The organism is Erwinia sp. CGal63 (genome assembly GCF_037026505.1).
In the GTDB taxonomy this organism is placed as follows: domain Bacteria; phylum Pseudomonadota; class Gammaproteobacteria; order Enterobacterales; family Enterobacteriaceae; genus Erwinia.
This window is the reverse complement of sequence record NZ_JAKUMN010000002.1, coordinates 131949-144114: the sequence shown is the minus strand read 5'-3', so window position 1 is coordinate 144114 and position 12166 is coordinate 131949. Positions and strand designations below refer to the sequence as shown.

Here is a 12166-nt window from a genome sequence, read left to right as displayed (position 1 = left end):
TACTATGATACACAGGAATTATTGTGAACAATTCCTTTAAAATCATAGGCTATGACGTTTTACTGTTTGGTCAAACCAACACCTTCAACCCATGCTTCTGCACCACGGTAAGCAGTTTCAGCGATAATCCACTTGGACGTTTTACGCCGCTTTCCCATTTCTGCACGGTTGACAAGCTGGTATTCAGATATCGGGCAAAAACCGGCTGACTAATGTTCAGCTTTTCGCGTAATGCTTTAATCTCATTGGGTTGCAAGTCGCTCACGCTATCAAGACAGGTTTCATCAAAACTACGCATCGTCTCCCGTGAGACAGCATTAACGCTAAATAATCCAGAAGCCGCGCTATGGATGGCTTCAAATGCAGGACTTTTGAATTTACTTTTTGCGGTCATGGCAAATCTCCACCAGTTCTTTACTCTTAGTCAGTGCCGTAATCTTTTCATCAGCAAGGGCAGCGTAGTACTTTGCTAACTCGCGGAATCCGGCCAGTTCGCGATTATCAATGTTTGCCATATCCTGTTTGGCATAAAGGAACGTGTAAAACCAGTGCTCCCCACCTTTCGCCAGGATAATGGCGCGATCGCGATTCTGGTTCAGCCGTTTTTTGTAAACGCCCCCACCGAGATCGTCAGCCTTACCTTGCATCGCCGCCTCGATAGCCTGGCATAACTCACTATCTTTAATCGCGTGAGATTTAGCTGCCTTGTTGAACCATTTAGTTTTGAATACGCGCATCAGGCTGACATCCTGTTACCTTAACTATAGCACCTGGTGCTAGGCTACTCCTTTTACTCGCTGATGCAAAGTGCATAAAGCCAACAAAATTTGGCCGTATTTTTAACCGCGCATATCTGCTGTCAACGGACATTCACCAATGTTTCCAGTATCAGGATGATACCAGTGACCTGTGAGAAGCGCCTTCGGGTGGTCACGAGCCAAAGTCATATGGAATGTTTGCGTGTCACGCATGAAAGTGACGCCACAGTACAAAGCTGCCCCAACAGTGGAAGCAAGCAATCTCACTTAGCGACTTATGAATCTGTTACACCAGTTCGGATGCCAAACTGTTCACTTTTACAGAAGATTTGAACCGATACATGGGCAGGCCAGTGGCCTGAGGGGATAATCTGCAATCGCAGTAAGCTGCAAAGAGTGCATTATCGGCGCCCCGCAATACCTCAACAACTGCCCGCTTTGGCGCTCGGGTATCCGTTCAAGACAGGTCAATATGATTATTTCTGTTATTAAGCGTCAGAGAAATGCAGCTCGTTGAAATTGTGAGAGGTTTGCTATGAGTAAATTAAGTCAATGGCAGGCTATGGACATAAAAAAAGCCACCCAAAGGTAGCTTTTGTTGCATACGTGGTGCCGAAGGCCGGAATCGAACCGGCACGCCTTGCGGCGGTTGATTTTGAATCAACTGCGTCTACCGATTTCGCCACTTCGGCACTGAAGGGTATGCGGAAAACGTTGTGGATTATACCTTTACCCCTTGTTTCCGCAACCCCTATCCATAGGCTTAAGTGCAACTGCTGAAAAAACCATCTCTTCCACCGGTATTTACGGCGCTGCCATCGATGCATTCACCGACGGCATTGAGATACTTTGTCGCGTCCATGCACAGCACAACAACTGGCAAAGACGATAAAGAGCCCCACGTGCCCCCTTGTTTCTCCATATGAAAAGCACAAAACCAGCGCCCTGCTACCTTGCTGAAATCCACTCGGCACACCTTCAATCCCAGGACTACTCTTAAAACCGGGTCTGCCGAACCGGGACATCGTCCGGCACGGAACTCCGCATTATTCCCGCAGTCCGACTGTGGAGATCGGCGCGTGTCGGGATTGGGCCGCGCCGGACAATCAATAAAGGGTATAAAAATGAAAGCAGCAACTAAGATAGCTTTGGCATTGACGGTTTCTTCTTCCTTGTTTGCCGGCATGACTTACGCCGCCAGCTGGCAGGATCAGCTGAACAGCGCGGCCAATGCGCTGACACAGAACAACTCCGGCACCTCGACTTCTGGTAACACGCAAGGCAACGCTACTTCGCTTAGCGCGCTGACCGGTCTGCTGAACGGCGGCAACCAGCAGCTCAGCTCTAACAGCATGACCAATGCCGCTGGCGTACTGCAATATTGCGTGAAGAACAACGTGGTGGATAACAACGTCAGTTCGGTGAAAGATCAGCTGCTGAGCAAGCTGGGCCTGACGGATACCACCAAAGCGCAGGAAACCACGGACTACAAACAGGGTCTGATGGGCCTGCTGAATACCGGCAGCGATCAGCAGGTGAATCTGAAAAGCCTGGGCAATACCGAGCTGGGCAAGAAGGTGAAAACCAAAGCCTGCGATCTGGTGCTGAAACAGAGCAAACAGTTTATCTCTTAAAGGTCGGGCGAGGCTGTCCCCTCGCCTGCCTTCCCGCGCCACGGATGGCGCACCTGCCTAATACTCCGCTAGCCCAAATCCTTTTCTGCGCGATAAGTCAAAGTAGCCCACTGGCTTTTCTTACAGGCAATATCAAAAGGAACACGGGCGGTTTAGTAAAGCGGCCTGCGCCATAGACGACACCTTTTGGGTCTTTACGATTCGATCCTGTTTCCGGCACAGACCCCAGACTCACAGAAGAGTTATCCTTTCCCTGCTCTGTTCTCCTGAGCACAGAAGGCTCGCCCTTCCTTACTTCACAATCAGCTTAATCCCCAGCGCGGCCATCACGCTGCCGCCGATCCTGTCGAACGTTGCTTTATAGCGCAGATAGGTATTGCGCGGGCCGCTGGACGAAAGTGCATAAGCTACGAAGGCGTACCACAGGCCGTCCACCAGCATCGACACTATCGGCAGCGCCACGTACATCGCTGGCGTGATAACTTTCGGCAGCAGCGCTGCGAAAATCCCAGCAAAGACCACTGCCGTTTTCGGGTTGCTGATTTGCGTAATAAAGGCGCTTACGAAAGCGCGACGGAAGCTTTTTCCCGTGCCGCCCTTCTTTTCCATCTGCAGCGGTTCTTTCGCATGGCGGAACATTTTAAACGCCATCCACAGCAGATAAAGGCCGCCGCCGGTTTTCAGCACCAGCCACAGCCACGGCACCGCTGCCAGCAGCGTATGCAGGCCCATCAGCGCTATCAGTGAAATAATAATCGAGCCGATACCCATGCCCAGCGCCGCGCCCATACCCGCGCGTCGTGAAGAGGCCACCGCCGTACGCGCTACCAGGATAAAGCTCGGGCCAGGGCTCATCGCGCCCAGCGCCAGCGCGCCGCCAATCGTTGCTACTGCAATAATGCTCGCGTCCATCATTTCCTCGCCGCAAAAATAAATAAACTACAGGATTTTGCGGCGAGCGCCATCTTTGCTGCAATTTGTTATGAGGCTTTCGCCCCGGCTCTGCGGTTTGCATCTTCTCTGGCCAGCCTGCATTATCGTTAGCCGCCGATCCTTCACTTTTCCTTAAGAGAACATCATGCAAATGGATTTAACAACGCTGCTGGCCGAACGTGATGCGCAAAAGCATAAAGCGGAGCTGGAGAAGCTGCGCGAGGAGAATCAACGTTTACTGCAGCAGGTCAGCGACCGTATCGATCTGGCGAAAGCGGAAATTACCGAAAGCGCCATTAATAAGACGATGTCGGTGCTGGATAACACCCGTAAATGGGTTCTGGGCATCATTGTGGTGTTTGCTTCTGTTCTTACGCTGGCGGGCGTGATTGGCATTAGCGGCATGAGCAGCAAAATGACCGAAATCGTTACTGATAAGGTTAACAGCTGGCTGCGTTTTGACGATGGCAGCAGCGGCAGCCATCAGATTATGGATGAGCTGCGCACAAACGCGCTGCTGGATTCGCTAACTCTGCGCTACGCCAGAGACAATGCCAGAGGCGGCGGCAACCAGCCGCATCTTAATACGGCCGAAAAGCAGCGTCTGATGGCGATCATTCTTAATCCGGCTTCCGATAATTTTCAGTTCAGAGACGCGTTAAGTTTGTTAATTGCCAGTCGGGGCGTATTTGGTCTGGTTTATGAGGACGATACCGGTAAAAAAATCGCCGAGATCCTGAGCCGCAACGACTTTAACGATGCAAAGAAAGCCACCGTATGGGAATTAATGGAAAAAGAACGTTCGCTTTACCCGTTCTCTTTGCAGATGCTGAACGATCGCAGCAAAAGCTATGATGAAAATATCCTGATGGACGCCTTCGCTAACGTGCGGCAGTTTGATGAGAATCGGGCACGGCAGTTCGCACAAGCAAACCTTAATACTTTCAAATCAGCTCATAGTCGCGTCGAGCTGGCGAAGTTCCTGATTAATATTGGCGCCGATGGCAAGGATATCGATGCGTTAATGACAGACCTCAGTCAGCAACAGAAGCTACAACAGCAGACTAGCTTTGTCTGGGATGGCTACTATCAGGCGCTGATTTTTGCCCGCATAAAACATGGATTAGCAGCGGCTTCGCCAGATATTCCGGCTTTAACGCAGCTGATCGCTACCCAAATGGATAAGGGTCTACAGCTGACGATTACCAACTTTGGTATCGGCAAGCCCTCGCTCTATTTCTCTCTGGAGAAGAGCAACGATCCCATCTCTCTGCCAGAAAAGCTGCTCGGCAATGCCGCTTTAGTTGATGCCATAGTGAAAGCGCAGCCGCTAACTGCCGATCGCCTGCAAAAAGTCAGCGACTTCTTTCAGACCACAGATCGTGGAACCTGGATTACTACGCTGATGATGACGCCAGCCGCCGAAACCCAACTGACTTTAACCGATGGGCAAAAAGCGCAGGGCGACGAGATCCTTGATTCGGTCTGGCTGCGCGTAGAGGAAAAAGCGGGCCAGCCGACGCTGATGGCAAGCTGGCGCGACAAAACGGGTAAGGTGCACGAAGGGAGTATTGCCGATATCGCCCATGGTCAACAGGCACGCTTCCACGTCGATTTTGACAGCTGGCAGCTGGATACCTATCGCTGGAAACCCGATCTCACTAACCAACTATACTGAAGCCCCGGCGGAGCGACGCCTCGCGCTATTTAGCTGAAATTGACTGGAAGTAGGCAAGCTTTTATGAACAAAGAAACCGAACTGGCGAGAGCCAAACGTCTGCCGCTGCTGCTGCTGTGCGGCGCGGCGCTGCTGTTTATCGCCACCGTACTCTACCCCATCTGGCGGCCAATGAACCTGTGGGTCGGCGCGCTGAAGGCCATCTCGGAAGCTGCGATGGTCGGCGCGCTGGCGGACTGGTTCGCGGTAAGCGCGCTGTTCCGACGCGTGCCGATCCCGCTGGTTGGCCGCCATACCGCCATCGTGCCGCGCAACAAGGATCGCATCGCCGATAATCTGGCGCTGTTCGTACAGGATAAGTTCCTGAATACCGATTCGCTGCTGGCGCTGATCCGCCGTCACGATCCGGCACAGATTATCGCCCGCTGGCTAAGCGAGCCGGCCAATGCCGCGCGCATCAGCGGCTATCTGCTGAAGGTAGTGCGCGGCTTTCTCGATCTGGCCGACGACTCGCGCATTCAGGCGTTTATGCGGCGCGCTATCCATAAGGCGATCGATAAAGTCGATCTCACACAATCCGCGGCGCTGATTCTGGAAAGCCTGACCAAAAATAATCGTCATCAGGCGCTGCTGGATGATGCTATTGCTCAGCTACTGCATCTGATCAACAAGCCGACCACGCACGACTTTATCGCCCAGCAGGTAATGCGCTGGCTGAAGCGCGAACATCCGGTAAAGGAGAAAATTCTGCCTACGGAATGGGTCGGCGAGAAGAGCGCCGAGCTGGCGGCCAACGCGGTGAAGTCGATTCTGAACGATATCGAACAGGACGGCACGCACGAGCTGCGCCAGGGTTTTAATCGTGCGGTGCAGAGGTTGATCGAACGTCTGCGCAACGACCCGGAAATGGAGCTGAAAGCGGAAGAGATCAAAAACTACCTGAAGCAGGATGAAGCGCTGAACAGCTATATCGCGCAGCTATGGGGCGATCTGCGCGGCTGGCTGAAACAGGATCTGGATAAAGAGGACTCCGTGCTGCATGGCAAGGTAAGCGCTTCCGCTCAGTGGTTGGGCGAAACCCTGACGCAGGATGCACAGCTTCGCGCGTCGTTGAACCAGCATATGGAAGAAGCGGCGACGAGCGTGGCGCCGGAGTTCTCAGATTTCTTAAGCCGCCATATCAGCGATACGGTGAAAAGCTGGGACGCAAAGGATATGTCGCATCAGGTGGAACTGAATATCGGCAAGGATTTACAGCGTATCCGCATCAACGGCACCGTGGTTGGCGGCGTCATCGGTCTGATCCTCTGGTTACTGTCACAGTTGCCCGCGCTGCTATAACGTTGTGGATCAAACTAAGGCGTGTGCACAAACTCTGTTTTCACACGCCGGGCCGCCAACACTGAAAACGGTCAGAAATCCGAATTTAAATCAGCGGGCCATGCAGCGTTTACTTTTTGACCTTTCGCTGCGTATTATTTCTGCTGAAGAGCAAAGGACAGTAATACAAGGAATGTATCACGATGGCCGCACTACAGTTTCCCTGCACGATATTTAAAACGCAAAACCGGATGGACGACTACAGCGCCAGCGATATGCGCTGCGGCGATCTAACCGAGTCACAGCTGAAAACCCATTACGGGCTGAATTATATTTCTGATCGAGTCGATCCCTGGAACCTGACCCGGCGCTCCGCCTTTGATAGCCCACGATCCCGGTTTCGCTGTAATACGCGTCCCAATGGTGAGAAAATTACCCGCCAGCAATGCGCCGCTATCCTGTTCGATGAGTTCCGGCAGTTATCGCGTGAGTTCTCACTCTACGGCCCGTATCGACTCACGATCGAAAAGATGATTACCCATATGCAAAATGGTGACGGTTCACCTTTTCGCGATATGACGCTGGACAGAGCATATTCTCAAAGATGATTCTGGAAACAGTAGCTTGTTGCGTATAAAAAATACTATAAGAAGTTATATAGACTGGGAAAATGAAATTTATCCGTCTATTGAGAAGACAAAAATCTACGAGGCCGTATCTGGAGGAAAACTGCCTAAATTTACCAGGTTTAAGGATAACTTAAACGGCCTGGGTATTACTGTTCATGATACCTGGGCAACACATATCATTATAAAATCACTGCATATTAATAATGGTCACTATCGGGCACTATTACATTACAAAGTGCAGGATCACTTTGGGCTGGATGATGAGGATATTTTTAATGGTAAATTCCGGGCCTTTAATTTTTTCCGCATCTGGTTTATTCTCCAGCGGTATAATAAACTTGGGTTTAAGCCATTTATAACGACTATGGAAGCTACAGTAGAGATTACAGGGAGGCGTAATGAAAGTTAAATATAAACGGGTTAGTTTTGCGCTGTTACTGGTTGGCGTAGCCTTAGTGATTTATGTTGTTTGGCTTACTACGCGCCCGGTAGCAATTGTATCGGTTCATCACAGGAGCAGCGGTTTTAGCGATGTTTTAGTAAAATCGTTTCCTCTAACTGATAAAGGTAAAATCAACTGGTGGCTGGAAAATAAAGATACGCTCAGGGGAAACTATCATGTTCCCGCTCCGGATAAAGATGGTTTCTTCTCGGTTACCTTCTGGTCATTCGGAGAAGGCTACAAAGAAACGGATGGCTATGACAGGCTCTGTTTTGACGACAAGAAACCGCCCTTAAACTGCATTGAAAAAGACGCCCTTTTTACCGTAGATAAAAGCCCTAATCTGGGCACCGTATTCACTGTTTATGAAGGTAGCAACTATCGTTTAGACGATAACGGCAACATCGTCGAAATTAAGCGTAATTAACAGAGTTTTCCTTGCACAGAAACATCAGCAGAATCGTCTTTCCTGGCTTATGCCTATGCCGCGCAGGAAATAAGGTGTGGTTTCTGTCGTCAAAATACTCTTCCAGGCCTTTAGTGATATAGCCCATAAAACAAAACCCGCGCCTTTCGGCACGGGTCTGCATGTCTTCCATTAATGCGTTGTCAGAATCAATGGATTACCACTTTTTATCAACATCGGTCAGCTTGTTCGGCGCCACTTTGTCGTCGGTCAGCTCGTTTTCCCGCAGCGCGTTCTCGTTACGAGTCGCGTCGTTTTTCAGGGAATTCGTGCCGGTCAGATCGTTCTGCATACGGTTTTCATTGGTATGCTCAACTTCCACTTCCTGACGACGCACGCTGTCTTTCACGGTTTCTACGCGAGCGGTCTCTTCGCCACGCAGACCAACTTCTTCTTTGATTCGCGCGGTTTTCGACACGGTTGGGATCTCGTGAGATTCCTCAACTTCGATGGTTTTTTCTGACCAGTCTACATCGTTCAGATAGGCTGGCTCATCCACCGCGTGACGGAAAACTTCTGCATGCTGGTCGTACAGGGAAATATCTTCCGATACTTCGTCCTCTACGGTGAAGCGGCGCAGACGCACGGAACCGTCATTTACCTGACGCTTGCCGATATCTACCTGCTCTTCCGCCAGTTTGAGCGAATCGCGGTCAGTTTCTGAAACGGCCAGGTCGGTACGGTCACGGTTAAGCAGAGAATCCTGCTCGTTGCGTAGCGAGTCGCGCTCGTTAATCAGCGTATCGTCTGCCAGCGTGCCGTTTTCCATATCCATAGTGGAGCCGGTGTTATTCAGCGGTGCGGTTGTGGTGTTCATTGCGCCGGTCTGGCTGCCGCTCAGCAGGCTGCGGTCATTGGTTTCCCCGGCGTAATTACGATTAATCGGATCGCGGTCCGTATGGCTCAGTGAAGAGTAGTCAGCAGCAAAGGCGCTCAACTCCTGTTCGATGTGGTCAGCTTCATCTTTCGGTGCGCGAACCGTCAGCAGGACGCCGCCTGAGCGGATCGCTTTGCTGTATTCGCTCGCGTAGTCGTCATCAACGTCATCGCCAAACAGGCGCTGCCAGAAGCTTGGGTGACGGATCTCTTTATCTTCCACGCGTAGCCTTTCACCGGAGATGATATCGATGTTTTTCTCTGCAATACCTTCGACGATCAATTTCTGTTTTGCCGCTTCCGCCTGTGAAACTTCGTTAAATGCGGTGACGATTTTTTCATGTGACATAAATAGATCCTCGTTAATAGGTTTAAAGTTTCTGCTTCGTAATTTTAACTTCCTGATTACGCAGAGTGACTTTCTGCTGAAACTCTTCTTTACTGGTATGCTTATGGATATGAATTTCTTCCTTAAGCACCCGCTTAGTGATTATTTCGACCTGCTCTTCAATCACGGGAATAATAAGCACATCCCCTTCCTGACGAATTTCAGCGGAATAATCATCGGCAACCTGATAATTCTTAGCGACGTGTTCGATATCAACATGCTCATGCGTCAGCTCGGTTTCCAGTAACTTCTCCACCTCCTGGGTAGAGCGAGCCAGACTAATCTTACTGTGAACCTCGCGCTGCTTAGAGATGTTAGCCTGCTCTTCAGCAAGCGGCATCGATACGGCCTCTTTGAATTTTTCAGTAAGCGGCGCGTTTTTATTTCCCATAAAGTTGACCTCTGAGATTTAAAGCCCCACAGACTAAAAAATCTTTATATCCGGCGCCACGTTTTGTTGCACACGCCATTAATAGTAGTAGACTGTTGCAGGACTGCCTCCCCAATTAAGCGGCAAAATGTAACAGATTTTGTAAACGCTTTAATTATATATACATTAAATATTTTTTAATCCCGACGGAACTTTTATAAGTTAATATTGACTTTGGCCGATTAAAGGTAATTTATCTCTGCAACTGTTTAAAAGAAAAAGGAATAAAATCACAGCGAAACGGGTAAGCTTTTTACCGTTTCGCAGTAGCTGATGGCCTTAAAATTTGTCCTGAGAACGTAAAGCGAAACGGGAGCCAGCTCTCTGGCGCTGTATGGCATCACGGTTCACATCGGCTTTGACGCAGAGAGCAGAGAAAGGAACAGCAAGGTGTAGCGGGAATAGCGGCCGCGAGCGAACCCGCGGCCTGGTCGTTAACGGCGCTTCAGCAGCATGTAGACGCTGATCGCCATAAAGGCGGCGCTTGGCAGCAGCGCGCCGAGCACTGGCGGGATATTGTAAACCAGGCTCAGCGGCCCGAAGATCTGATCCAGCACGTAAAACAGGAAGCCAAAGCTGATCCCTGTCACCACGCGCATTCCCATCGAGACGCTACGTAGCGGCCCAAAGATAAACGACAGCGCCATCAGCATCATCACAGCCACCGACAGCGGCTGGAAGATCTTACTCCACATATTCAGCTGGTAGCGGCCGGAAACTTGTCCGCTCTGCTTGAGGTATTTGGTGTAGTTGTAAAGACCGCTAATCGACAGCGCATCCGGGTCCAGCGCCACCACGCCCAGCTTGTCCGGCGTCAGCGAGGTTTTCCACTCGCCGGTCAGCGTCTGGCTGCCTGTCACCTGCTGCGGGTTGGTCAGAATGGACTCGTCCACCTCCGACAGATCCCAAAGCTTTTTCTCGCTGTTGTATTTGGCGGAAGCGGCATAGCGCACCGACTGCAGGCGACGCTCGCCGTTAAAGTTATAGATGCTGATGCCGCCCAGCTCGCTGTTGTCCTTCAGGCGTTCGATAAAGATAAAATTATCGCCATCCTTCGCCCACAGGCCGTTCTGCGTAGAGAGCAGCGAACCGCCTACCAGCTGCTGCGCACGATAGTTACGCGCCATCTGCTCGCCCTGCGGCGCAACAAACTCGCCGATCGCCATCGTCAGCAGCACCAGCGGGATCGCCGTTTTCATTACCGAAGCGGCAATCTGCATACGGGTGAAGCCAGAAGCCTGCATCACCACCAGCTCGCTACGCTGTGCCAGCGCGCCTAAACCCAGCAGCGCCCCCAGCAGCGCCGCCATCGGAAAGAAGATCTCGATATCTTTCGGCACGCTGAGGATGGTGTAAAGGCCGGCGCCGAGCACGGTGTAGTCGCCCTGGCCGGTTTTGCGTAGCTGGTCGACAAACTTGATGATGCCGGAGAGCGACACCAGCATAAACAGCGTCGCCATAATGGTGTTAAAGATCGTTTTACCGATATATCTGTCGAGAACGCCAAACATCAGACCGAGCCTCCCCTGGTGAAACGGGCGCGCAGGCGGCGCATCGGCACCGTATCCCACAGGTTAAGGATAATCGCCAGCGCCAGGTAAGAGAGGTTCACCACCCACATCCAGATAGCCGGATCGAGCCGCCCTTTCGAGCCGCCGGAGCGCAGCGAACTTTGCAGCAGGAAGAACACCAGATAAAGCAGCATCGCCGGCAGCATGGAGAGCACGCGGCCCTGACGCGGGTTGACCACGCTGAGCGGTACGACCATCAGCGCCATCAGCAGCACCGAGAAGACCAGCGTAAAGCGCCAGTGCAGCTCGCTGCGGAACTCAGGCCGATCGGAATGACGCAGCGTATTAAAGCTCATCTGTTCGGCGTCGTTAGGGTCCAGCAGCACTTCCTGATGGCCGACAATAGCCTGGTAGTTCTGGAAGTCGGTGATGCGGAAATCACGCAGCAGCGCCGTGCCTTCAAAGCGCGTTCCTTTATCCAGCGTCACCACCTGCGAGCCATCCGCGCGCTGCGTCATATGGCCTTTATCAGCCAGTACCACTGACGGACGCGCATTGCCTTTAGGCCGCAGCTGCGCCAGAAAGACGTTGCCGAAATTATTGCCTTTGACGTTTTCGATAAACAGCACCGACTGGCCGTCCGCCGACTGCTGGAACTGGCCAGCCGCCAGCGCCGCCGCGCCCGGATTCGCCTTGGCGTTCTTAGTCACCTCGTTCTGATAGCGCGCCGACCACGGGCCGAGCCAGGCGACGTTAGCCGCCGCGACCACCGCGGTAAACAGCATCAGCACCATCGCCGCCTTCACTAATACGGCCTTGCTCAGGCCGCAGGCGTGCATCACGGTGATTTCACTCTCGGTGTACAGACGGCCAAGCGTCATCAAAATGGCTAAAAAGAGACTTAATGGCAGAATCAGCTGCGCCATCTCTGAAACGCCAAGACCCAGCAGGGTCAGAACCAAATTTGTGGGGATTTCGCCATCCGCCGCGGCTCCCAGAATCCTGACTAACTTCTGACAAAAGAAGATCAGTAGCAGAATAAAGAGGATAGCCAGCTGGCTTTTGAGCGTTTCTCTTACCAGATATCTAATGATAATCACG

At 51.8% G+C, this 12166-nt stretch carries 11 protein-coding genes, 1 tRNA gene and 1 pseudogene; 5 read left to right on the top strand and 8 right to left on the bottom strand.

Features of this window, described 5'->3' with window-relative positions:
• Positions 1-70: 70 nt before the first annotated feature.
• The 3 genes from MKZ79_RS09435 to MKZ79_RS09425 form a co-directional block, all read right to left on the bottom strand.
• On the bottom strand, positions 71-394 hold the full coding sequence (locus MKZ79_RS09435) for a helix-turn-helix domain-containing protein (protein WP_336141519.1): 324 nt from the start codon (positions 392-394) through the stop codon (positions 71-73).
• Positions 378-737 (bottom strand): type II toxin-antitoxin system RelE/ParE family toxin, encoded by a 360-nt coding sequence (locus tag MKZ79_RS09430; protein ID WP_336141518.1) that lies wholly within the window; start codon positions 735-737, stop codon positions 378-380. The genes MKZ79_RS09435 and MKZ79_RS09430 overlap by 17 nt, the downstream gene beginning before the upstream one ends.
• 628 nt (positions 738-1365) lie before the next feature.
• Positions 1366-1450 (bottom strand) — tRNA-Leu (locus tag MKZ79_RS09425).
• Between the two features lie 432 nt (positions 1451-1882).
• On the opposite strand from MKZ79_RS09425, the gene MKZ79_RS09420 reads away from it, so the two are divergent.
• The gene (locus MKZ79_RS09420) at positions 1883-2392 is read left to right on the top strand and encodes a DUF2501 domain-containing protein (RefSeq protein ID WP_336141517.1); all 510 of its coding nucleotides are present in this window, start codon (positions 1883-1885) and stop codon (positions 2390-2392) included.
• A gap of 291 nt (positions 2393-2683) precedes the next feature.
• Here MKZ79_RS09420 and MKZ79_RS09415 read toward each other — a convergent pair whose 3' ends face one another.
• Complete coding sequence (locus MKZ79_RS09415) at positions 2684-3307, bottom strand: LysE family translocator (RefSeq protein WP_336141516.1); 624 nt, start codon at positions 3305-3307, stop codon at positions 2684-2686.
• Positions 3308-3470: 163 nt separating this feature from the next.
• Here MKZ79_RS09415 and MKZ79_RS09410 point away from each other — a divergent pair, with 163 nt between their 5' ends.
• From MKZ79_RS09410 to MKZ79_RS09390, 4 genes and pseudogenes are all read left to right on the top strand, one after another.
• Complete coding sequence (locus MKZ79_RS09410) at positions 3471-5003, top strand: hypothetical protein (RefSeq protein WP_336141515.1); 1533 nt, start codon at positions 3471-3473, stop codon at positions 5001-5003.
• Between the two features lie 63 nt (positions 5004-5066).
• Entirely contained in the window at positions 5067-6344 is a 1278-nt protein-coding gene (locus tag MKZ79_RS09405; RefSeq protein ID WP_336141514.1) for a DUF445 domain-containing protein, read from the top strand.
• A 182-nt stretch (positions 6345-6526) separates the two neighbouring features.
• Positions 6527-7361, top strand: a pseudogene (locus MKZ79_RS21240) (DUF3289 family protein).
• A complete protein-coding gene (locus MKZ79_RS09390) occupies positions 7351-7821 on the top strand; it encodes a DUF943 family protein (protein ID WP_336141511.1) in 471 nt (156 codons plus the stop codon). Before MKZ79_RS21240 ends, MKZ79_RS09390 begins: the two are co-directional and overlap by 11 nt.
• A 196-nt stretch (positions 7822-8017) precedes the next feature.
• On the opposite strand, the gene MKZ79_RS09385 is transcribed toward MKZ79_RS09390, so the two are convergent.
• The 4 genes from MKZ79_RS09385 to lptF all read right to left on the bottom strand — a co-directional run bounded on the left by MKZ79_RS09385 (position 8018) and on the right by lptF (position 12165).
• A complete protein-coding gene (locus MKZ79_RS09385) occupies positions 8018-9085 on the bottom strand; it encodes a YsnF/AvaK domain-containing protein (RefSeq protein ID WP_336141510.1) in 1068 nt (355 codons plus the stop codon).
• A gap of 22 nt (positions 9086-9107) precedes the next feature.
• On the bottom strand, positions 9108-9515 hold the full coding sequence (locus MKZ79_RS09380) for a YsnF/AvaK domain-containing protein (protein WP_336141509.1): 408 nt from the start codon (positions 9513-9515) through the stop codon (positions 9108-9110).
• Positions 9516-9988: 473 nt separating this feature from the next.
• Positions 9989-11065: an LPS export ABC transporter permease LptG gene (lptG, locus tag MKZ79_RS09375; RefSeq protein ID WP_336141508.1), complete on the bottom strand. Its 1077-nt coding sequence runs from the start codon at positions 11063-11065 to the stop codon at positions 9989-9991.
• Positions 11065-12165 carry an LPS export ABC transporter permease LptF gene (lptF, locus tag MKZ79_RS09370; protein WP_336141507.1) on the bottom strand — a complete coding sequence of 367 codons (1101 nt, stop codon included), beginning with the start codon at positions 12163-12165 and terminating at the stop codon, positions 11065-11067. Before lptF ends, lptG begins: the two co-directional genes overlap by 1 nt.
• Position 12166: the final 1 nt, after the last annotated feature.